Below are 22,856 nucleotides of genomic sequence, written 5' to 3'. Positions count from 1 at the left end.
TATTAGTTGCCTGAGGCAACCATTGGAACCCGTGGGAGTGTGACCTTCGGCACTGCCGTCGGCTCCGTAAGAGCCGCCATCGCGTTATCCCGGGCAAAGTGCGCGAAAATAGGGCGATGGAATCGTCCGCCCACCTCCAGCCGCGCAGCCGCCCGCGCCGGCCCGCATCGCTCAACCCGCGCGACGCGGACCAGATCCCCGGCGACCTCGACCCTGCGCTGCGCTCCGAGATCGCGCACACGACTGCGGGCGTCATCGTCCACGGCGCCCGCTCGAGCGAGGACCCCGAGGTCGTTGACCGGCTCATTCGCCTGGTCGACCTCGAAGGGCTCGACATGGTGGCCGAACTGTGGGCCGACGCCGCACCCGACACGTTGCCAGGCGCGCTGTGGCGGCTCTACATGCTGCGCGAGTTCGTCCGCCGAAGCCCCGAGGACACCGCCCGGCGGTATCGCTACGGCATCCAGGTCGCACCTGTCGCGGAGGCCATCGCCGGCGCTGCCGCGGTTCCCGGACCGGAGGATCTGCGTAGGCTCGCCGACGCGGTCCTCGGCGGCGTTTACACCGGCGAGCTCGACGTCGCGCTCGAGCGCGCTGCCGCCTTTTGCCGACTGCTCGCGGTGGGTGCGGCGTACGACGCCGACGGATTGGACCTGGTGGGGGACGAGCACTCCCGGCGTCTCACCTTCGCCGCGGCCGCAATGGACCGCACGGCCGCCGAGTTGGACGAAGCGGCAGGTCTTTGGCGCGCTGGCCGGTTAGACTAAGAGGGCGACGTCAGGTTGCGGTAGCCCCGGGCTCCAACTTCAGCCGCTTCGAGCGGCCACGCGCCGAGAGGCGCTCCCAACCTGGCGTCGCTTTATCTTTCCCCTCGCTCTGCGGCCCGGCCGTCGCTCGCGGTCCCGCCCGCTCCGCAACGTGTCCGGCACTCCGCGTTCCGTGCGGGCCCTGCGAGGGCGGCTCCCAGCGCAGCGGGATTTGCCGGTCGGTACGGAGCGCTCGTCCACGGGAAACGGCGGCATTGCAGCGGTCCGCTCGACGGCAAAAAGCCATCCGCCGTTCGTACTATGTCCAAGCGCCGTTTACCGGTTATTGTGAGTGCGTCGGCGCTTGATTGTCACCGCCGAAGTCCCTCACCGAATTACGGAGAACGCTGTGCGATTGACCCCGCGCGACAACACCTTCTTTGACCTACTTGCCGAGTCCGCTGGGCACCTGGTTACGGGATCGAACATCCTCGCTCAGATTCTCGGGGCCGACAACGGCGACCGCAAGAAACTCGTCAAGCAGATGAGCGAGATCGAGCACAAGGGCGATGAGGCGACACACGCGATCATCAAGCGACTGAACTCCTCGTTCGTGACGCCGTTCGACCGTGACGACATCTACAACCTCGCGTCGGCGCTGGACGATTGCCTCGACTACATGGACGAGGCCGCCGAGCGCATTGTGCTCTACAAGATCAACGAACTGCCCGACCGGGTCGAGGACCAGGTCGAGATCCTGCGCCGCATGGCTGAGCTCACCGCCACGGCCATGCCCCGCCTGCGCTCCATGAGCGAGCTGCACGACTACTGGGTCGAGATCAACCGGCTCGAGAACCAGGCCGACAAGGCGTACCGCAAACTCCTGTCCCACATGTTCGACGAGATCTCCGACCCCATCGAACTGATGAAGCTGCGCGAGGTCGTCGAGGTGCTCGAGAAGGCGGCGGACGCGTTCGAGAAGACCGCTAACTTCGTCGAGACGATCGCCGTCAAGGAAGCGTGACCGACCGGTGGAGTTCGCCCTCGTCATCATCGTTGTCCTTCTCGCGCTCGCCTTCGATTTCACCAACGGCTTCCACGACGCCGCCAACGCGATCGCGACCTCGATCGGCACCCGTGCGCTGACGCCGCGCGCGGCGCTCATCATGGCGGCGATCTGCAACCTGCTGGGAGCCATGCTCGGCACGCATGTTGCGGAGACCATTGCGCACTCGATCGTCAACATCGATGGCCAGCCGATCCACAGCTCACTCATTCTGGTCCTTGCGGCGCTGGTCGGCGCCATCGGGTGGAACCTCATCACCTGGTGGTTCGGCCTGCCGTCGTCCTCCACCCACGCCCTGATCGGCGGCCTGACGGGGGTCGGCCTTGCGGCTGGCGTGCCCGTCTTCTGGAAGGCGATCACCGACAAGGTCGTCATCCCGATGTTCGTCTCGCCGATCGTCGGATTCACCCTCGCCTTCCTGGTGATGGTCGGTGTGCTCTGGCTCGTGCGCAAGGCGCGCCCCAACCCGACCAACCGCCGGTTCCGCATCGCGCAGACCGCCTCGGCAGCTGCCATGGCACTGGGGCACGGCCTCCAGGACGCGCAGAAGACGATGGGCATCATCATGCTCGCGCTCGTCGCCGGCGGCTACTACGGAAAGGGCGACGCGATCCCGTTCTGGGTCAAGATCTCGGCAGCGCTGGCGATCTCCGCGGGGACCTACTCCGGCGGGTGGCGCATCATGCGCACGCTCGGGCGTCGCATCATCGAGCTCGACCCGGCGCGCGGCTTCGTCGCCGAGTCGGTGTCGGCGATCGTCCTCTACGTGAACGCGTACGCGCTGCACGCGCCCATCTCGACCACCCACACGATCACGTCCGCGATCATGGGCGTGGGTGCTACGAAGCGCCTCTCCGCGGTCCGCTGGGGTGTCGCGAAGAATATCGTGGTCGCATGGGTTCTGACCATCCCTGCCGCGGCGATCGTCGGCGCGGTGAGCTACTGGATCCTGCACGGCATCCTGGGTTAGGGCAGGCGCTCGCGCCCCTCGGCAAAGGCACTCTTGCCTGCTCCCTACCAGAGCGTCGGCTTGAAGCGCTCGAACGCCACGATGCGCGGCCCTTTCGCGGTGTCCGCGATGTGCGCGACCAGGCAACCGCCGGGCTGAAGATAGGGCGTGGCCTTGGGTAGAGCGCGCGCCACCTTGGGGCGCGCGGATTCCCGCAGCACCTCGAAGATCGTGGGCAGCACCGGGCGGTGCGTGCACAGGACCGCGCCGGGCGCGTCGGCAACCAGGTTCTCGACGAGGGCGCGCACGGACTTCCGCGACCTCTCATGAGCGTGCTCCGTGAGTTCGGGCGCCGCCTCCGGGGTCAGGCCCGTCGCCGTCGCGAACGGTTCGACGGTTGCGGCGCAGCGCCGCCACGGACTCGTCAGCACCCGCGTCACGTCGAACGCCGCGAGCAGTTGAGTGAGCGCGTCGGCCTGACCCGAACCAAACGGAGTGAGCGGCCGGGTGGCCTCGTCCCCATCCCACGAACTGCGATCGATCGCCTTGCCGTGCCGGGCGATGATCAGCGGACGCGTCCGCAGGTGGCCCGATTCGTGGGCCGAGATCAGCTCTTTGAGGGGGATCTGGTCGGCGCGACGTGTGAGGCGCTCCAATGCCTCGGCGACCGACAGCCACTTGCGGCCGTCGATCTCGTCGGGATCAACCGCGGGCACGGGGAACCGTGCCGCGACGACCGGCGCGGACTTCGGAGCGCGCGTCGCCGCCCAGTAGTGCACCCGCTTAACGCGCCCATCCGCCAACAGGTACTGCAGCCCGGGCAGCGGGATCCCGAGGGAAACAGGTTTGCCGGTTTCCTCGGCCGTCTCACGGACCGCGCCCACCGGCTGCGGCTCACCCTTGTTCAGGCGCCCTTTCGGCCAGGACCAGTCGTTGTAGCGCGGCCGGTGGATCAACTGCACCTGCAACTCGCCATCCTTGACGCGCCAGGGCAGGCTCCCCGCGGCTTGAACGACCGGCGCGATATCGATGGCGTCGCGATCAATATCGGCTGACATGTCGACGATTCGCAGCGAAGTCGGTCCCATCAGCGGCCCGACGACAGTTGGCGGCGCTGGCGCGCGATGAGTTCGGACTGCAGATCGATCAGGGGTCCGTCCTCACCCAGATTCACGCGATCCCAGCGCCCTGATTCGTCCAAGTGCCACGAGGAGGTGTGGTCGGAGGTCGATTCGTCCAGCAGCCACAGCAGGTAGTCGATGTGGCCGGGATCGTCGATGCGGACGAGCGCCTCCACGCGCCGGTCAAGGTTGCGATGCATCAGGTCGGCGGAGCCGATGTACACCTCAGGTCCGGCCTCTGGCCCGTCACCGATCGCGGGGCCGCCGGAGTTGGCGAATGCGAACACGCGCGAGTGTTCCAGGTATCGGCCGAGGATCGAGCGGACGCGGATCGTCTCCGAGAGGCCCGGGACGCCGGGCCGGATGGAGCAGATGCCGCGCACCACGATGTCGATCTCGACGCCCGCCTGTGAGGCGCGATACAGGGCATCGATCGTCTGCTCATCCACGACCGAGTTGACCTTGATCTTGATCCAGGCCTTGCGCCCGGCCAAGGCGGCGCGGCGTTCGCGTTCGATGCGGGCGATCAGCCCCACCCGGACGGTGCGCGGGGCCACCAGCAGGCGGGAGAACTTGGTCTGCGGTGCGTAGCCCGAGAGCTGGTTGAACAGGCGCGTGACGTCCTGCCCGACGGTGGGGTCGCAGGTCAGCAGCCCGAGGTCCGTGTAGAGGCGAGCCGTCTTCGGGTGGTAGTTCCCAGTGCCCACGTGGACGTAACGCCGCAGCCCGTCCGCTTCCTGGCGCACCACGAGGGACAGTTTGCAGTGTGTCTTCAGGCCCACGATGCCGTACACGACGTGCACGCCAGCATGCTCGAGCTTGCGAGCCCACGAGATGTTCGCCTGCTCGTCGAAGCGCGCCTTGATCTCGACGAGCGCCAGCACCTGCTTGCCGGCATCGGCCGCGTCGATGAGTGCGTCAACGATGGGCGAGTCGCCCGAGGTCCGGTAGAGCGTCTGCTTGATCGCCAGCACGTTCGGATCCGCGGCCGCCTGCTCCAGGAAGGTCTGGACCGACGTCGAGAACGAGTCGTACGGGTGATGCAGGAGCACATCGCGCTGCCGAATCACCGAGAAGATGTTCGTCGGGGTGGCCCGCTCCACCTCGGCGAGTTGATGGTTCGTGGTGGGCACGAACTTGGGGAACTGCAGGTTCGGCCGCTCGATGTCGGCGATCGAGTTCAGGCCAGTGAGATCAAGGGGCGCAGGCAGGGTGTAAACCTCCGACGCCTTCACCCCGAGCTCGCGCGTCAGGATCGAGGCGACGCGCTCGGTGATGCCCTCGGCCACCTCGAGGCGGACCGGAGGGCCGAACCGGCGGCGCAGTAACTCCTTCTCCATGGCCTTCAGCAGGTTCTCGGCGTCGTCCTCCTCGACCTCCACGTCCTCGTTGCGGGTTACGCGGAAGGTGTGGTGCTCGGAGATCTCCATGCCCGGGAACAGCACGTCGAGGTGTTCGGCGATGACCTCCTCGATGGGCACGAACGATACCGTGTCCGGGTTGGCCACCTGGGAGTCGGCCGGGCTCGGGCGTCCCTTGTCGTCCACAGCGATGAACCGCGGCAGGAGCGGCGGCACCTTGACGCGAGCGAAGTGTTCCTTACCCGTTGCCGGGTTGCGCACCACCACGGCCAGGTTCAGCGAGAGCCCGGATATGTAGGGGAAGGGGTGAGCCGGATCGACGGCCAGGGGAGTCAGAACGGGGAAGATCTGCCGCCGGAAGTACTTCCGCAGCCGCTCCTGCTCGTCTGCTCCGAGCTCGCCCCAGTGGACGATCGATATGCCTTCCGCCAGCAGTGCCGGGCGCACCTCATCCGCGAACACGCGTGCGTGCCTGTCCATCAGGCGGCTGGCCCGGATGGAGATCTCCTCCAGCACCCGATGCGGGCTGAGGCCCGACGCGGCCGTCACGGCAATACCGGTCGCGATGCGTCGCTTGAGACCGGCGACCCGCACCATGAAGAACTCGTCCAGATTGGACGCGAAAATCGCGAGGAAACGTGCGCGCTCAAGCAGCGGCACGGATTCGTCCTCCGCCAGTTCCAGGACGCGCTTGTTGAACGCGAGCCACGAGATCTCGCGGTCGAGGAACCGGTCCGCGGGCAGCGGCTCAAGTTCCTCCGGCACGTCGAGGGCCGGCAGCGTTGCGGCCGCTTTGCCCCGGGCCTTGTCCGCGATGTGCTCGGCGATGTGCTCGGCGAGGCTAGGCTCCATCGTCGGGTCGACGGCGAGGCTCGATTCGCCGATCACGGAGTTCGTTTCTGGCTGCGACTTCTCGGTCATAACCCTATGGTTACACCCGTGGGCGCCAGTCGGGAACTTATCAACAGGTTGTCAAGCCGCCATTGGGGCAGTCGAGGGTCGGGCGTACTGCACGTCGGTGAACGCGATCTCGAAGCCCTGCGACCGGTACGTGGCCATGGCCGCGGCGTTGTCACCGTCCGTCCAGAGCGTGGCAGTGGTAAGCCCTCGTTCCCGCAGGTACGCGAGGCCGAGCGCGGTGAGACCGCGCCCCAGACCGCGCCCCTGTGCCTCTGGCGACACCGCTATCACATATAGCTCGCCGCTGACGGGGCGGGAATCTGGATCATTGGCCGGCTCGACCTTGGTCCAGGCGGCGCCGACGAGTGCTCCGTCGCCATCTCCTGCACGCACCACGAAGAAGCCGTTCGGGTCGAACCAGGGCTCGCGCTCGCGGGCTCGTAGGTCGTCGAGGGTGAGCTGACCCTGTTCTGGGTGCGAGGCGAACGCCCGGCGGTTGAGGTCGAGCCACGGCTCCTCGTCCCGGGCCGGGTCGAAGGCGCGTACCGCGTGGCCCGGGCCGAAGGCGGCCATCGCCTCTGTCAGCGACGGGGCGAGCCTTCCGTCGTTGAGGGACCGGCTCAGTTCGTGTAGTTCGCGCACGATTTCAAGACCCGCAGACCGGGCGAATTCCTGCGCGGCCGGCAGGTTGCCATGCGCCCAAACCCGCAGTGGGTTGTGGGCACCGGGCTCGCCCGATCGGCTCGGCAGTGAGGCATCGCGCAGCGCGGTGCGCCACAGCAGGGTGCCGACGCCTCGCCGGCGGGTGTCGGGGGCGACGAGGATTTCGGACGAGGCCACCGAGCCGCGCCTGTCGACCTGCGCGTAGCCGATGACGCGGTCGCGATCGTCTCGGGGGCTGACAGTCACATGAGTGAGGTCCGGATCGGTGGTGGTCAGGTTGAGCAGGGATTGCTCCGACAGCGGCCGAACTCCATCGCGTTGGTGCGCCGCGCTTGCAAGTTCGCCTATCTTCGAGGCGAGCTCCATGCTGCCGTCGGCGATATCGAGGGAGAAGTCCATCGTCCAAGTTCACCACAACGGGCGACCTGCTCCCGTGCGACCTGCTCCCGTGCGGCCGGCTCCCCCCATGGAGAACACCCGTTATGGTCGCTGCGTGCGCAATATAACGGGTGTGGAGCGACCACAACGGGTGTTCTCGTGATGAGCGCTACCCGAGCTTCCCCTTGATCAGCGCCATCACCGAGGAATCGGCGAGCGTGGTCGCGTCGCCCACCGTCCGGTTCTCGGCGACGTCGCGCAGCAGCCGGCGCATGATCTTGCCCGAACGGGTCTTGGGGAGTTCCGGCACGATCAGGATCCGGCGCGGCTTGGCGATCGGGCCGATCTGCCTGGCCACATGCGTCCGCAACTGCTCCTGGATCGCCGCGGCTCCCTCGTCGTCCTGAGCGGCGGCGGCGAACTCCCCGCGCAGGATGACGAACGCGACCACGGCCTGGCCTGTTGTCTCATCGGCGGCGCCCACCACGGCGGCCTCGGCCACCGCATCGTGCGCCACGAGCGAGGATTCGATCTCGGTCGTGGATAGCCGGTGGCCGGAGACGTTCATGACATCATCGACGCGACCCAGCAGCCAGATGTCGCCATCATCATCGCGCTTCGCGCCGTCACCGGCGAAGTAGATGTTCTTGAAGCGCGACCAGTACGTCTCCTTGAAGCGGTCGAGGTCGCCCCAGATTCCGCGCAGCATCGCCGGCCACGGCTTTGATACGACGAGGTAGCCACCGCCACCGGCTGGCACGGAGTTGGCGTCATCGTCCACGACGTCCACCGCGATGCCGGGAAGCGGCGACTGAGCGGACCCCGGTTTGGCGGCGGTGACACCTGGCAGGGGCGAGATCATGATCGCACCCGTCTCGGTCTGCCACCAGGTGTCGACCACCGGAGTGGAGCCGCCCCCGATGACGCGGCGATACCACATCCATGCCTCCGGATTGATCGGCTCGCCCACCGAACCGAGGAGCCGAAGCGACGTCAGGTCGAACTGATCGGGGACCTCCTCGCCCCATTTCATGTATGTACGAATCGCAGTCGGGGCGGTGTACAAGATGGAAACCTTGTACTTCTGGACGATCTCCCACCAGCGCCCGCGGTGCGGGGTGTCTGGCGTTCCCTCGTAGATCACCTGGGTCGCACCGTTGATCAGCGGTCCGTAGACGACGTAGCTGTGGCCGGTGATCCAGCCGATGTCGGCGGTGCACCAGTACACGTCCGTCTCGGCCTTGAGATCGAACACCGCCCAGTGCGTGAACGCCGCTTGCGTGAGGTAGCCACCGGTCGTGTGGAGGATGCCCTTGGGCCGCCCGGTCGTCCCCGAGGTGTACAGGATGAAAAGCGGGTGCTCGGCCTCGACGAAGGTCGGCTCGTGCCGGATGTCTGCGGACTCCATCGCCTCGTGCCACCACAGGTCGCGCTCGTCGTGCCACTCGACCTCCTGTCCGGTGCGCTGCACGACGAGTACGTGCGAAATGCCCGGGTGGTTGTCGGGGTTCAGCGTAGCGATTGCCTCGTCCACGGCGGGCTTGAGCGCGAACGGCGCGCCGCGACGATACCCGCCATCCGCGGTGATGATGACGCGCGCTCCGGCGTCCTCGATGCGGGAGCGCAACGCCTCGGCGGAGAAACCGCCGAAGACGACGGAGTGCGGCGCGCCGATGCGGGCGCAGGCGAGCATCGCGACGACCGATTCCACGAGCATGGGCAGGTAGATGATCACGCGATCACCAGTCTGAACGCCGAGCGCCTGCAGCGCGTTCGCCGCGCGCGACACCTCGGTGAGCAGATCGTCGTAGGTCACCGTCCGGGTATCGCCAGGCTCGCCCTCGAAGTGAATGGCCACGCGCTTGCCGCGGCCGGCCTTGACGTGCCGATCGAGCGCGTTGTACGCCGCGTTCAGAGTGCCGTCCGCGAACCAGCGGGCGACCGGGGCTCTCGACCAGTCCAGCGTCTGCGTGAACGGAGTATGCCAACTGAGCATCTTGCGGGCCTGATCCGCCCAGAACTCCTCTCCGCGCTCATCCGCCTCCCGCGCGAGGGCGGCGGTGGCGTTGGCCTGGGCCGCGAATTCTTCGCTCGGCGGGAAGGAGCGGGCTTCGGACAGCAGATTGGATAGTGCCGGGGACGAGTTCTCCGTCGTGTTTGACACAGGTAACCTCCGGACGCGGATCGACGTTGATGCGACGCATGGAATGTGGGACGTTTGACCCTCGCCACGAGTCTAGCCCTCAAGTGTGAAGCCCGTCACAGCGAACTATGGATGGGTCGAAGGTCAGGGAAGCACTGTGGAAGGATGAGGGCATGGCAGGGCGCCCCCGTGACCAAGTGCTGCAGTCCTTGTGGACTGCGGCATTTGCCGTCGCCGCGACCGTGCTGGCACACATTGCTGGAGGCGGAGCCGTCCCGGGCATCTTCGTGATCCTTGCCGCGACCGTACCGACCATGCTTGGCGCCGTGGCACTCGCGTGGGCATCCACGGGAACGGCGCGCGTGCTGTTCGCTGCGATAGCGAGCCAGCTGCTTTTTCACTGGCTGTTCGCGGCTACGAGCGCCGCGCCCGCTAGTGGCGTAGCCGCGCAAGAACGATTCGGGCTCATTGCGGGCGATCATCTGAGACACGGTGCGAGTAGCACCTGGATCGGCTTCGACTCAGCGACCGAGACTGGCCGCGGTACCGGAGGCGGCGTGCAACTGTCCGAACACGCGCATCTTGCCGGCAGCGTGACCATGGCCGTGAGCCACGTGATCGCGGCGATCTTCATCGTCACGATCATGCTGTCGGCGTCGCGGTTGGCCGCATCGGCGATGCGCATCCGCGACCGCGCCGTGGCAATCCTGCAGCCGCTCAGGGCGCAGGTGGGACGAGTGACGCAGAACTCGTCCATCGTCGTATCCCGGCCCAGTACGCACTCCAGCCGCGCAACGTACGGAACTTGGTGCGGCAGGGCCCCGCCAGCCATCGCCTAGACGCTGCGGCTCCGCCTCCTGGGGCCGCGCGTCACAGCGCGATCAGGCCGGCGATCCCCGGCACCCCAGGAATCAGAAGGAAAAATTGACGTGAGTCGTACCCGCATTCGTAAATCAGCGCGCGCCACGAGAGCCGCATACAACACCATCATCAGCGCCATCGTGCTCGCGCTCTTCGCACTCGGCATGTTCGGTGCCGCGTCCGTCGCGAGCGCGCATGACACTCTCCTGAGCACTAAGCCAGCCGACGGTGCCGAACTCAAGACGCTGCCAGGCGAACTAGTGCTCGAATACTCCGCGAATCTGCTTGAAACAGGCATCGCTATCGAGGTCGACGGCCCCGATGGCGAGCAATGGCAGCACGGTGAGCCGACCGTCAAGGGCGCCAAGATCAAGGTGCCGCTACTCGCGAACGGCCCGGCCGGTGAGTACACCGTGACGTGGCGCGTCGTGTCCTCCGACGGACACCCGATCTCCGGCGAATACGCATTCACGGTCACCGAAGGCGTCGGGCAGGACGAGGCGCCCGCTACCGACCCCGCCACTCCCGCTGCGCCCGAACCGAGCGCGCCCGAACCGGGCGCGGTTGGCGGTGCCGAAGCGCCTGGTGCGATCAGCGACCAGCCCACCGAACCCGCGACCCAGGAACCGGGCGATGCCGAGGACGGCGCCACCGAAGCTGCAGCGACGCCCACCGCCGACGCCCAGGCTGAAGACGAGTCCGGTGCGTCGGGCTGGGGCCGCACAGGGCTATTCGCCCTGATCGGCGTCGTGCTGGGAGTCGGCGCCTACTTCGTCGCCAGCGCATCACGGCGTCGAGCGGGCCGCGCGACAGGCGAGGACGATTCCGCCGACAAGGGCGGCGACGAGCACGCCCCTCGCTGATCAGGTTTGGCGTCCGACCGGCGGGGCTCGGGATCAGCGAGTCAGTTAGCCTACCTCGTTGATCATCGTGGTCAGCGGCCACTGCACCACTAGTCCGGGATCGTCATCTGCCGGCCCGTTGGTCGGGACGACCTGAGTCGCTACGTCGTTGCCCTCGGGCCATGCTCCCGTTAGCGACATCTCTCCTAGGTGGTTCGCCGGACCGCAGGTGCGTGGGCAAAGGTTTGCCCGCATGATCCGATCACCTTCGCCCATCGGATCCGCCGCGTAGATAGTGGTGCGGCCCGTCGTGCCTGTGACATCCCAGAAGATGAAGCCGTAGGGATTGACCAAGAGTGGGACGTTTGCATCATCCAGTTCCAGCGTCCACACGACATTGCTTTCGTTGATAGGCACTACGTACGTGGTCCCAGAGATCGTTACCGCTATCGCATCACGAGATACCTGAACGGGAGGCGGTTCGGTCATCTTCTGAGTGAAGCGTAGGAAATCCTGCTGTCCATCTTTCGTGATATCGACGATGCCGCTAGGCGTGACATGATCTGCGGGGTCGACGGCGATGGCGTAGACGTTGTCGACTCCCGCCACGGGCCGAGTGATGTCGGTGGCGATCGTCGTGATCTTTGGATGCATCGCGCCGAGGTCGAACGACTTGACGACGTCGACGCCGCCGCGGGTTTCCGACCAGTACACGTGACCATCGCGCGAGGCGACCCTGGGGTTCTCATCCGTGTTGTCGGCGGTGTCCTCGGGGGTGGCGATGACCTTCACGTCTCCTGTCAGCGCGCTGGCATGGAACACCCAGAACGGTCCGGATGCCGTACCGACGGCCTCGGATTCGATCCACGTGATCCCATCGGCGCTTACGCTATCGACCGCCCACGAGGGGACCCAGCGGTCATGGGCGCTCGGTGCGACCTCCTGCGTGCTCTGCCATGGTTCGAACCCCCACTCCGTCGACCAGACTCCGAACTGCCTTACCCCCTTAGCGTCGCCGGATGGCCTCGTTGCGATCCACATATCTCCCATGGTCGACTCACTGAGCAGGTCGATCCCGGCAGGCGCAGGCTTCGTCGTCAGCGATTCGGTGGACAACTCGACGGACTCGGCCATCTGCGAGTCGTGGTACTCGAATGCGAACTCGCGCCCGTCGGCGCCTTCGATGGCCTCGTCGTGGGGACGACCCTTGCCGGTCTCGCCTTCGCTGGAATGGCGCTGATCGTCCCACGAAGAAGCACCCTCGCGCTGAACCTGACTTCGCATTGTCGTGGTGCCGTCGCCGCTCACCTCGACGAGGGCGATGTTGGACGAGTACACGGTAGAAACCCGGTCGGCGCGATCTCCGGAACCGATGACGGTCTCCAGATAACCCAGAACGACATAGGTGCCGGTCGGGATCAGTGAGCCGTTCTCCGATGGATGGGTTAGGACATCGCCGGTCGAACAATCCCTGCCGGTGTTCATCGAACCCCAAACGGTCCAGCGGCCATACGCTGGTGTGCTCGATAACTCGGACCTGGCGGGTAAAGGCCCTGCATTGACCCCGCCCGCGACAAGCGCGGACCCCGAAATGGTGCCTAGCGAGCCGTCCGTTTCTGCCGGCAGCCATACCGTGTTGAGGCGACTTCGGGAGACCCCTGCGAAGAGTTCGTTCGGGCTGTAGCGGAAGAGGGTGACGTCTCTATCCAGTTGGGCATGCGCCGAATCCGGTCCGTTGAACTCCGCGGAAGGATCGCCTTCCTCTCCGATCGTGAAGTTGTCGAGCGTCCATCCATCTGCGGACATGGGCGAGTCCAGGAGGTTGTCGGCTGTCACTGTGCAGCCGTCGGACCAGTCAAGAGCGGGTGGCGCGACGCGGGTGGGTCCCGCGATCTGCGGGTCTGGACGGTCGCTGCCTACCTGGCCCGCCACCGTCCAGCCGATACTGCCCAGGCCCACCACAAGCACCGCCGTCAGGGCGGTCGCAGTGATGGCCCGCGACGTTCGCTTGCGTCGCACGCTGTCGATCAACTCGGTGTGAGCATCCTCCCCGAGGGAGCCGCCAGCGCCGTCGATGTCCCGGCGGAGCGCGGCGGAGAACTCGTCCTCAAACCGTGAGCGCGAAGGGTCGTTGTGTCCGTTGTCAGCCACGGTGGGCCTCCTCTCCCCGCGCCGCCGGTTCGCCCGGGGACCACAACGCCATGGCGGCGCCGTCGTCCCGCAGGCGGGAAAGGGCATCGTGCAGGTGTCGTTTGACGGTGCCGTGCGCGAGCCCCAGGGCGTCAGCGATCTGCAACGTCGTCAAGTCGTCGTAGTAGCGCAGCAGCAGGCAGGCGCGCTGCTGCGGGCTCAGCGAAGACAGCGCGGCCGCGATGGCCGAACGCGATGCCGCCTCGTCGGCGTGATCCGGGAGCGATTCGGCCGTGGCCGCGGCGTGACGGATAGCCCGCCAGCGCTTGGCGCGCCGCGTCTGGTCGATGTAGATCGTGAGCATTGCGCGGCGCACGTACGCCGCCGTCGCCCCCGGAACCATCGCCGTCGTGACGTCGGTGCCCGACCTCGCCCCGAGCCGGGCGGGCCGCGACTTCATGCGCGCGAACACGCGCACGATCGCATCGTGCACCAGGTCCTCGCTATCGGCAGTGCTGCCCGTCAGGATGCGACCGTAGGCATACAGCGAGGTTCCGTGCTGGTCGAGCACCGCAGTCAGTGCCTCGTCCCACGACGCCATTGAACGCCCCTCGTTCGCTCTGGTAGCTGGCTGTGCGCTCCACTACGGGAAGCGGTGTGCTTCCTATGAGACTAGACGAGCGGGGTGACGTGAAAGGTTGGGGTGGTGCTCGGAGTGAACGGGCAACATGGAAACAGTCCGCCGTGGAAGGACATGCTCGTGCGGGACGCTAGCCGATCGGCCTGCTGGGATCCGCTGCCCGCTGGTCCTCCCACGTCGGATAGTCGTTGTACCCCTCCTCGCCGCCGCCGTAGCCGCGGCGCATGTCGACGGGAGTGAGCGGCCAGTCGTTCCGCATCCGCTCCACGAGATCGGGATTCGACATGTACGCCCTTCCGAAGACGAACAGATCGGCCTTGTCCGCATCGGCCGCGTTCTGCGCCAATTCCTTGGTGAGGTCTCCCGAGGCGATGACTGTGCCGCGGTAGCGCTCGCGGATGAACTCGTACGGGAAGCGGTGCCAGATCTCGCCATCGGCGAGGTCGTCGTTCGACAGGCCGGACAGCGAGCGCAACGATTCCGGCGTCTGGAAGGCGACGTATGCGAGATCCAGTTCATTGAACTTGTCCAGCAGGATCGAATACGTTTCCTCCACCTCGTTCTCCACGATGCCGTTGTAACGGATCGCAGGCGAGATCTTGACACCGATCCGGTGGGAATCGCCCCATGCCTCGATGAGGCGTGTCAGCACCTCGATCATGAACCTGGTCCGCTTCTCGGGGGTTCCGCCGAATTCGTCGGTGCGGCGGTTCGCGTCGTCGGAGAGGAACTGGTGCGGCAAGTAGCCAGATGCGCCGTGCAGTTCGATGCCGTCGAATCCCGCCGCCTTGGCCCGGGCCGCAGCTTTGCCGTACTTGTCGATGACCTCCCAGACCTCGTCAGTCGACAGCACGTGCAATTCGGTGGTCATCTGGACGAGGCCGTCGTCGCGCGCGAAGATCTTGAAATCCGCTGGCACGTCACTCGCTGCGCAGAGCGTCGTCCCTCCGTTGTTGACCTCGTGTCCCACGCGACCTGTGTGCTCCATCTGCAGGAAGATCCGCCCGCCCTTGTCATGAACGGCCCTAGTGATCGACGCCCAGGCATCCTGTTGCTCCTGAGTCTCGATGCCGGGGATGTCGAAGTAGCCCTGCCCGCGGCGCTCCGGCCAGGTTCCCTCGGTGATGATCAGCCCTGCGGAAGCCCGCTGAGCGTAGTGCGTGGCCATGATCGGCGTCGGTACGCCCTCTGGTGTCGCCTTGGCGCGCGTCATGGGCCCCATCACGATCCGATTGGGGAGCGTCAAGTCGTGGAGCTGGTACGGGTCGAAGATGGAAGGCATCGGTGGGCTCCTCACTGGTTGACTGCGGTGTCACCTTCAACGCTGCCGCGATATGGCGTCGAGTACCAGGGACTGAAGTCACGAGATGGGCTCATCGCGGCTGGAGGACTCGTCCATGGATCCCAAAGCCCGCCGAATCGTCACGCCCATGGCGAACAAGGCGCTTTTTCGGACTACTACGGGGTGGATCGCGGTTAAAGTCGAAAGCCACTGGGCCAGACGACCCTGCGCCTCGTGGCACCGGAAGGAGCCCCAATGTTCGAAAGATTCACCGACCGAGCGCGTCGGGTCGTTGTGCTTGCGCAAGAAGAAGCGCGCATGCTCAACCACAACTACATCGGGACGGAGCACATTCTGCTCGGCTTGATCCACGAGGGAGAGGGCGTCGCCGCCAAGGCGCTGGAGTCCCTCGGTATCTCGCTGGATGCCGTGCGCAGTCAGGTCACCGACATCATCGGTGAGGGGCAACAGGCGCCGAGCGGCCACATCCCGTTCACGCCGCGTGCCAAGAAGGTGCTGGAACTCTCGCTGCGCGAGGCGCTGCAACTCGGCCACAACTACATCGGGACGGAGCACATTCTGCTCGGCCTGATCCGTGAGGGAGAGGGCGTCGCCGCGCAGGTGCTGACCAAGCTCGGCGCCGACCTCTCGACCGTGCGCCAGCAGGTCATCCAGTTGCTGTCCGGCTACCAGGGCAAGGAGCCCGCGGCATCGGGTCCCGCCGAGGGTACGCCGTCCGGTTCGGCAGTGCTGGATCAGTTCGGCCGCAACCTCACGCAGGCCGCCCGCGAGGGCAAGCTCGACCCGGTCATCGGCCGGGAGAAGGAAATCGAGCGCGTGATGCAGGTGCTGTCCCGCCGAACCAAGAACAACCCAGTCCTGATCGGTGAGCCCGGAGTCGGCAAGACCGCCGTCGTAGAGGGCCTGGCGCAGGACATCGTGGCCGGGGACGTGCCGGAGACGCTCAAGGACAAGCAGCTCTACACGCTTGACCTCGGCGCTCTCGTTGCCGGTTCGCGCTACCGCGGTGACTTCGAGGAGCGCCTCAAGAAGGTGCTCAAGGAGATCCGTACCCGCGGCGACATCATCCTGTTCATCGACGAGATCCACACGCTCGTCGGCGCTGGGGCGGCTGAGGGCGCGATCGACGCCGCGTCGATCCTGAAGCCCATGCTCGCCCGCGGTGAACTGCAGACCATCGGCGCGACCACGCTCGATGAATACCGCAAGCACGTCGAGAAGGATCCCGCGCTGGAGCGCCGCTTCCAGCCGATCCAGGTCAACGAGCCGACCCTCAACCACACGATCGCGATCCTCAAGGGGCTGCGCGACCGGTACGAGGCGCACCACCGCGTGTCCATCACGGATGACGCTTTGGTCGCCGCCGCCACGCTCGCCGACCGCTACGTCAACGACCGGTTCCTGCCGGACAAGGCGATCGACCTGGTCGATGAGGCCGGTGCGCGCCTGCGCATCCGCCGCATGACCGCTCCGCCAGAATTGCGCGAACTCGATGAGCGCATCGCGAAGGCGAAGCTCGACAAAGAATCGGCGATCGACGAGCAGGACTTCGAGAAGGCCGCCCAGTTGCGCGACGCCGAGAAGAACCTGATCGCCGAGCGCAGCGACAAGGAGAAGGCCTGGAAGTCCGGCGACATGGACACCGTCGCCAAGGTGGACGAGGAATTGATCGCCGAGGTGCTGGCGATGTCGACCGGCATCCCGGTCCTCAAGCTCACCGAGGAGGAGTCCTCGCGGCTACTGCACATGGAGGAAGGGCTGCACAAGCGGGTCATCGGCCAGGACGAGGCCATCAAGGCCCTGTCGAAGTCGATCCGCCGTACCCGTGCCGGCCTGAAGGACCCGCGTCGCCCCGGCGGCTCGTTCATCTTCGCCGGTCCGACCGGTGTCGGTAAGACGGAGCTCGCCAAGGCTCTCGCCGAGTTCCTGTTCGGCGACGAGGACGCCCTGATCCAGCTCGACATGTCCGAGTACTCGGAGAAGCACACCGTCTCGCGGATGTTCGGCTCCCCGCCTGGATTCGTCGGCTACGAAGAGGGCGGTCAGCTCACGGAGAAGGTGCGGCGCAAGCCGTTCTCGGTGGTCCTGTTCGACGAGGTCGAGAAGGCGCACCCGGACATCTTCAACTCGCTGCTGCAGATCCTCGAGGACGGACGTCTCACAGATGCTCAGGGTCGCATGGTCGACTTCAAGAACACGGTGATCATCATGACGACCAACCTCGGCACCAAGGACATCGCTCGCGGTGTGCAGACCGGATTCAACTCGGGTGCCGACCTGTTGACATCCTACGGCCGGATGAAGGCCAAGGTTAACGAGGAACTCAAGCAGCACTTCCGTCCTGAGTTCCTGAACCGCGTCGATGACACGATCGTGTTCCCGCAGCTCACGCAGTCCGAGATCCTCGCGATCGTGGACCTGATGATCGCGCGCCTCAACACGCGGATGCTGGAGAAGGACATGGCGATCGAGCTCACGCCCGCCGCCAAGAAGCTCATCTCCGAGCGCGGCTACGACCCCGTCCTGGGTGCTCGTCCGCTGCGCCGCGCGATCCAGCGTGACATCGAGGATGTGCTGTCCGAGAAGATCTTGTTCGGCGATGTCAAACCGGGTCAGATCGTGATCGTGGATTCCGAGGGCGAAGGCCCGCTGGGCGAGTTCCACTTCGAAGGAGTGGATAAGTCCAGCTACGCCGCGACCAAGCAGGCAAAGGCCGCGGTCAAGTCCGACGAGCCCAAGTCGGACGCTGAGGTCGACGACGTCGTGGAGGCATCCGTGGCCGCTGACGGGACCAAGAACCCGGACGTCGGCTGATCGGCTGAGCCGCGTAGTCGAGCGGTGAAGGGCGGTGGCATTCCGGTGTCACCGCCCTTCACCTTTGTCATCTCAGCCAGCAGTTGCCGCGTCCCTGCGATGAACCGTGCGGCAAGCACTCGCGTCACGGGTTTTGCTGTGAGAAAAACCACTAGCCACAAATCCGCGCAAACTGGAATAGTCGTTACGGCGCATTCGTTGCCATTTTCGCTGACTGCTCACGAGTCGTCGGCTCCGCCAGCGGTCCAAAGGCCGCGCGGCACGTTGCGTCGTCCCCCCCACGGCGCCAACCTCGATAAGGAAATCATGGCGAACCCTCCTGCGTCGGCCGAGCCCATCGTCCTGACAAACCGCCGCATTTGGATCATCATGTCCGCCCTCATGGCTGGCATGTTCCTGTCATCGCTCGATCAGATGATCATCTCCACGGCCCTGCCGACCATCGTTGGCGAGCTCAACGGGCTGGAGCACCAGTCGTGGCTCATCACCATCTACATCCTGGCCGCCGCCGTCATGATGCCGCTGTACGGAAAGTTCGGTGACCTGTGGGGCCGCCGCTGGCTCCTGCTCGGCTCGATCGGCCTCTTCACCCTCGCTTCGGCCGGAGCGACCTTCACGCAGAACTTCGTCGAACTCGTCATCTGGCGCGGCATCCAGGGTATCGGCGGCGGCGGTCTCATGATCCTCGCCATGGCCGTTATCGCGGACATCGTTCCCGCCAAGGACCGTGGAAAGTACATGGGCCCGATGGGCGCGATCTTCGGCATCTCCGCTATTGCGGGACCTCTGCTCGGCGGCTGGTTCACGGAGGGTCCCGGCTGGCGCTGGTGCTTCGCGATCAACATTCCCATCGGCATCGCAGCATTCCTCGTCGCATTCGTTGCGCTGCGCATCCCGTCGCACCGCAGCGACAAGCCGGTGGACGTCTTCGGCATCATCACGATGATGCTCGGCACCGCGGGAATCGTGCTGATCGCCTCCTGGACCTCCTTCGCGAAGAGCGGGCAGTACGACTGGAGCAATCCGCGGCTCCTCAGCCTGCTCCTCGGCACTCTCGTCGCGATAGCACTGTTCATCCGGATCGAACTGAGCGTCACCGACCCGATCCTGCCGCTGCGGCTGTTCCGCAACTCGACGTTCACGCTGACCTCCGTCATCGGTCTCGTCCTGGGGCTAGGCATGTTCGCCGCGATCGGGTACCTGCCGACCTATCTGCAGATGACCAAGGGCGTCTCGGTCACCGAATCGGGGTTGCTGCTGATACCGATGATGGTCGGCATGATGTCGATGGCCATCATCTCGGGTCAGATCATCAACAAGACGGGACGCTACAAGGTGTTCCCCGTGGTCGGAATGTTCATCGCGCTCATGGGCTTGACCGCCCTGACGCGGCTGACCGCCGATACCAACCTGGTGCTGTTCGGGGCCATCATCTTCATGCTCGGCGCCGGCATGGGCCTGACGATGCAGAACGTCGTGCTGGCCGTCCAGAACGCCGTGGATCCGCACGAGATCGGCGTGGCCACCAGTTCCAACAGCTTCTTCCGCGAGATCGGCGGATCTGTTGGCGCGGCGATGTTCGGTTCGCTGTTCGCCACCCGCCTTGCCGAGCGCCTGGCGCCCCTTTTCCCGGGTGGCGGCACGGGAGGCGCGGGTGGTGGCCACGGGGGCGAGAGCTCACTGACCCCCGAGATCGTAGCTGGCCTGCCCGAGCCGCTCCACAGTCAGGTCACGCACGCCTTCGCCGATGCGCTGGCACCGGCCTTCTGGTACCTGATCCCGTTCCTGCTGGTGGGGCTGGTCGTTGCCTTCTTCCTCAAGGAGGTCAAGCTCTCCGATGAGGCGGGCATGGTCGCGCGCGGTGAGGCCGTGGTGGAGATCAAGGACGAGCACTCCGTCGCAGTCAAATAGCTAACGCTCGGGGGCGGGGCTGGAATCAACGGATTCCGGCCCCGCCCTTTTGCGGCAGGAAGTCCCGTGGAACCGGACAGGCGCCGGGGCGACGCATGATGCAACAATGCCTGAGTGAGTAGCGCGGATCAGTCGAGGCCCCTGCGCCAGAGCATTTCGGGGGAGACGATTCACGAAATCGAGATCAAGCGATCGAGGTTCATCGCGCACATCAGGCGCGTTGATTCCCTTCCCGACGCCGAGCGCTATCTCGGCGGCCTTCGCAAGCAGTACTGGGATGCCCGCCACCACTGTTCGGCCCTCGTCATCGGTCCGCACGGCGACCAGCAGCGATCCAACGACGACGGGGAACCTGCGGGCACCGCGGGTTTGCCCATGCTTGAGGTTCTGCGCCAGCGCGGCCTCACAGATGTCATAGCCGTAGTCGTGCGCTACTTCGGCGGCACCCTGCTCGGTGCTGGCGGCCTGGTCCGCGCCTACAACGCGGCCGTAGGTGAATGCCTCGACCTCGCCCCAAGGGTGACCCGATCCTGGCAGCAGACCACGGACCTTGCCGTGCCCATCACCGAACTCGGGAGGGTCGAGAATCAGTTGCGATTGTGGCTGGACCGCAATGGCGGCACGTTCCTGGGAGTGGAGTATGGCCAGACCGCCATCGCCCGAATGGCGATTTCGCCGGATTCACTGCGTGCGCTGGAGGCTCAGGTTGCTACAGTGACCAGTGGCGCGGGCACGCTCGCGCTTGGTGCGCTGGCTGTGGTTGAGACGGCCGCGTGATTCGATTCTTCAAGGCGGGCCTGTGACAATCCCAAACCAGGCGCGTGTCCGGACCGGTGCGCCAGCGCCAGCGAAGGCGCGGGCTCAGGCCGGCTCGGCGGGCGAGCCAGCGAAGTCGCGAAGGCACTTTCGCGCGGATATTCAGGCACTTCGCGCAATCGCGGTGCTGCTGGTCGTCATCTATCACTTGCGTCCAGAGCGAATCTCCGGTGGATTCATCGGCGTTGACGTGTTCTTCGTCATCTCCGGCTTCCTCATCACGAGTCATCTGGTCCGCGAGGCCGCCGCAACGGGCCGAGTGAGACTCGGCGCATTCTGGGCGGCGCGGGCGCGGCGCATTCTGCCCGCGAGCCTCGTCACCATCGCCGTGACAATTGGCGTGACCGCGTTCATCTCACCCGCCACGGCGCTGGAGGATCTGCGACGGCAGGCGCTCGCCTCGACCTTCTACGTGCAGAACTGGGTGCTGGCGGGCGACGCGGTGGACTATTCGGCGTCCGACAACGCCGCGACGGCCTTCCAGCACTTCTGGTCGCTGTCCGTCGAGGAACAGTTCTACGTCTTCTGGCCGTTCGCCGTGGCGTTGGCCCTGCTTGTCGCGGTGAAAGTTGCTGGCGGGCGTCCGGGCCCGCATCGATCGCGCGGCGACGGCGCGTTCTCGGCATCGGCGTTCCGCATGGGGCTGATGGCGATCTTCGGGCTCATCGTCCTTGCCTCGCTTGCCTACTCGATCTGGGCGGTGCGGGACGGCCGCGCCGACGGGTACTTCATTACGACGACCCGTATCTGGGAGCTCGGCCTGGGCGGTTTGCTCGCGGTCATCGGAACCCGCGGCCTTCCTCGTCCAGCGCGCTATGTGCTCGCCTACCTCGGCCTGGCGGCGATCCTTGCGTCCGCGTTCGTCCTCGACGGCGACACGCCGTTCCCCGGGCTGGCCGCGTTGCCGGTGGTGCTCGGCAGCGCTGCCGTGATCTGGGCGGGCACGTCGAAGGAGGACGAGTCACCCCTCGCGCGCTTCGATCCTTGGAGTTTCGGCGCGCGGCTGCGACCGGCGCAATGGGTGGGTGACCGCTCCTATTCCCTGTATCTCTGGCACTTCCCGGTGATCGTCCTGTGGCCGCTGATCTTCCCCGGGAGGATCGGGTATCTGGATGTCGCGGCGATGCTCGTCGTCTCGCTGGTACTGGCTCACCTCAGTTATCGCTTCATCGAGCAGCCTGTGCGCCGCTCCGCGTTCCTGACGCGTTCGACCGGACGTTCCCTCGGATTCGGCCTGACAGGCATGGTGCTCGTGGCCGGCCTCGCTGTCGCATACCCCTATATCGGCGGCCGCGCGACGGGGGACTGGGCGGAGCTCGCGTCCTATGCCGCCGCGCGGTCGCCGCTCGGTGCGCAGGCGGCGGGCGACGGGAAGGTCCCGACGTTCACGGGCCATATCGCCGCTATCACGCCGAGCCCACTGGTCGCGCGGAAGGACCGGAACATCGCCTTCAGCGCGGAAGACTGCGTCGCGGGTGCCCGCGGCAAGGTGACCCCGTCCTGCACGGCGGGCGATCCGGACGCCGCGTTGACCGTGGCGCTCGTGGGAGACTCGCACGCCCGCATGTACTCGACCGCGTTGGCCCAACTGGCGGAGCGGGACGGATTCCTGCTGACCACGTACCTGCACAACTCGTGCCCCTTCAATCCGATTCCCCGCGATCGGGAAGTACGCAACGAGACCGTCTGCACCGCGCCGAACAGCGTCACGATGAAGGCACTGCTCGCGGATCCGCCCGACCTGGTCATCACCACCTGGGCGTTCAACGCCAATGCTCACTTCATCGAGCACGGCGCCACGGGCGTTCCCGGTGCGAGCGGTTTCGCCGACTACTGGAACCAGTTGCGCGATGCGGGTTCGAAGGTCCTGGTGATCGCGGACGCGCCGGAGCAGGACCAGGACGCGGTCGATTGCGTGGCCGCGAACTACGACAATCCCGACGTGTGCGCGACCTCACGGAAGCAAGCCCTGGTCGGTCTCGATCTTCTCGCGGATGCGGCGCAGGCCGCACCGGACGCGACCGTGGCGGACTTCACCGATGCATTCTGCACTGACACGATCTGCAAAGCCGTCGTGGGAAATGTCCTCGTCTACACCGACGACTCGCACCTGACCGACACTTTTGCGGTGTCGCTGACGCCGCGAATAGAACGAGCGATGGACAGCGCGCTCGCCTCGTAGTCCGAAGATTGACGGTGGGCCAGGTGGCCG

Annotated in this window: 16 protein-coding genes; 9 read left to right on the top strand and 7 right to left on the bottom strand. The window is 66.0% G+C overall.

The window, feature by feature from the left end; genetic code table 11:
- Positions 1-116 precede the first annotated feature (116 nt).
- From FB461_RS09470 to FB461_RS09460, 3 genes are all read left to right on the top strand, one after another.
- A complete protein-coding gene (locus tag FB461_RS09470; protein WP_142121479.1) occupies positions 117-767 on the top strand; it encodes a hypothetical protein in 651 nt (216 codons plus the stop codon).
- Between the two features lie 388 nt (positions 768-1,155).
- Positions 1,156-1,770 carry a DUF47 domain-containing protein gene (locus tag FB461_RS09465; RefSeq protein ID WP_142121477.1) on the top strand — a complete coding sequence of 205 codons (615 nt, stop codon included), beginning with the start codon at positions 1,156-1,158 and terminating at the stop codon, positions 1,768-1,770.
- Between the two features lie 7 nt (positions 1,771-1,777).
- On the top strand, positions 1,778-2,782 hold the full coding sequence (locus FB461_RS09460) for an inorganic phosphate transporter (RefSeq protein WP_142121475.1): 1,005 nt from the start codon (positions 1,778-1,780) through the stop codon (positions 2,780-2,782).
- A 44-nt stretch (positions 2,783-2,826) separates the two neighbouring features.
- Here the strand turns inward: FB461_RS09460 and FB461_RS09455 are convergent, their stop codons facing one another.
- The 4 genes from FB461_RS09455 to acs form a co-directional block, all read right to left on the bottom strand.
- Positions 2,827-3,819 (bottom strand): NUDIX hydrolase, encoded by a 993-nt coding sequence (locus FB461_RS09455; protein ID WP_142121473.1) that lies wholly within the window; start codon positions 3,817-3,819, stop codon positions 2,827-2,829.
- Positions 3,820-3,848: 29 nt separating this feature from the next.
- Entirely contained in the window at positions 3,849-6,095 is a 2,247-nt protein-coding gene (locus FB461_RS09450) for an RNA degradosome polyphosphate kinase (RefSeq protein WP_425466917.1), read from the bottom strand.
- Between the two features lie 120 nt (positions 6,096-6,215).
- Positions 6,216-7,205 carry a mycothiol synthase gene (gene mshD, locus FB461_RS09445; RefSeq protein WP_142121468.1) on the bottom strand — a complete coding sequence of 330 codons (990 nt, stop codon included), beginning with the start codon at positions 7,203-7,205 and terminating at the stop codon, positions 6,216-6,218.
- A 148-nt stretch (positions 7,206-7,353) separates the two neighbouring features.
- The gene (gene acs / locus FB461_RS09440; protein WP_142121466.1) at positions 7,354-9,348 is read right to left on the bottom strand and encodes an acetate--CoA ligase; all 1,995 of its coding nucleotides are present in this window, start codon (positions 9,346-9,348) and stop codon (positions 7,354-7,356) included.
- A gap of 152 nt (positions 9,349-9,500) precedes the next feature.
- Here acs and FB461_RS09435 point away from each other — a divergent pair, with 152 nt between their 5' ends.
- Both FB461_RS09435 and FB461_RS09430 read left to right on the top strand, forming a co-directional pair.
- Complete coding sequence (locus FB461_RS09435) at positions 9,501-10,166, top strand: hypothetical protein (protein WP_142121464.1); 666 nt, start codon at positions 9,501-9,503, stop codon at positions 10,164-10,166.
- A 90-nt stretch (positions 10,167-10,256) separates the two neighbouring features.
- Positions 10,257-11,051 (top strand): copper resistance CopC family protein, encoded by a 795-nt coding sequence (locus tag FB461_RS09430; RefSeq protein WP_142121462.1) that lies wholly within the window; start codon positions 10,257-10,259, stop codon positions 11,049-11,051.
- A 45-nt stretch (positions 11,052-11,096) separates the two neighbouring features.
- On the opposite strand, the gene FB461_RS09425 is transcribed toward FB461_RS09430, so the two are convergent.
- The 3 genes from FB461_RS09425 to FB461_RS09415 all read right to left on the bottom strand — a co-directional run bounded on the left by FB461_RS09425 (position 11,097) and on the right by FB461_RS09415 (position 15,082).
- The gene (locus FB461_RS09425; RefSeq protein ID WP_142121460.1) at positions 11,097-13,181 is read right to left on the bottom strand and encodes a hypothetical protein; all 2,085 of its coding nucleotides are present in this window, start codon (positions 13,179-13,181) and stop codon (positions 11,097-11,099) included.
- Entirely contained in the window at positions 13,174-13,761 is a 588-nt protein-coding gene (locus FB461_RS09420; RefSeq protein WP_142121458.1) for an RNA polymerase sigma factor, read from the bottom strand. Before FB461_RS09420 ends, FB461_RS09425 begins: the two co-directional genes overlap by 8 nt.
- A 169-nt stretch (positions 13,762-13,930) precedes the next feature.
- Positions 13,931-15,082, bottom strand: coding sequence for an alkene reductase (locus FB461_RS09415; RefSeq protein WP_142121456.1), 1,152 nt, complete (start codon positions 15,080-15,082; stop codon positions 13,931-13,933).
- 255 nt (positions 15,083-15,337) lie between these two features.
- On the opposite strand from FB461_RS09415, the gene FB461_RS09410 reads away from it, so the two are divergent.
- From FB461_RS09410 to FB461_RS09395, 4 genes are all read left to right on the top strand, one after another.
- Entirely contained in the window at positions 15,338-17,917 is a 2,580-nt protein-coding gene (locus FB461_RS09410) for an ATP-dependent Clp protease ATP-binding subunit (RefSeq protein ID WP_142121454.1), read from the top strand.
- 306 nt (positions 17,918-18,223) lie between these two features.
- Complete coding sequence (locus FB461_RS09405) at positions 18,224-19,828, top strand: MDR family MFS transporter (protein WP_142121452.1); 1,605 nt, start codon at positions 18,224-18,226, stop codon at positions 19,826-19,828.
- A 114-nt stretch (positions 19,829-19,942) separates the two neighbouring features.
- The gene (locus tag FB461_RS09400) at positions 19,943-20,605 is read left to right on the top strand and encodes an IMPACT family protein (RefSeq protein ID WP_246046190.1); all 663 of its coding nucleotides are present in this window, start codon (positions 19,943-19,945) and stop codon (positions 20,603-20,605) included.
- A gap of 22 nt (positions 20,606-20,627) precedes the next feature.
- Positions 20,628-22,826 (top strand): acyltransferase family protein, encoded by a 2,199-nt coding sequence (locus FB461_RS09395; protein WP_170222690.1) that lies wholly within the window; start codon positions 20,628-20,630, stop codon positions 22,824-22,826.
- The last annotated feature ends 30 nt before the right edge of the window (positions 22,827-22,856 follow it).

The organism is Rarobacter faecitabidus (assembly GCF_006716265.1).
GTDB classification, from domain to species: Bacteria; Actinomycetota; Actinomycetes; order Actinomycetales; family Cellulomonadaceae; genus Rarobacter; species Rarobacter faecitabidus.
The sequence above is the reverse complement of the archived record's forward strand: the minus strand, read 5'-3'. Positions and strand labels throughout refer to the sequence as shown.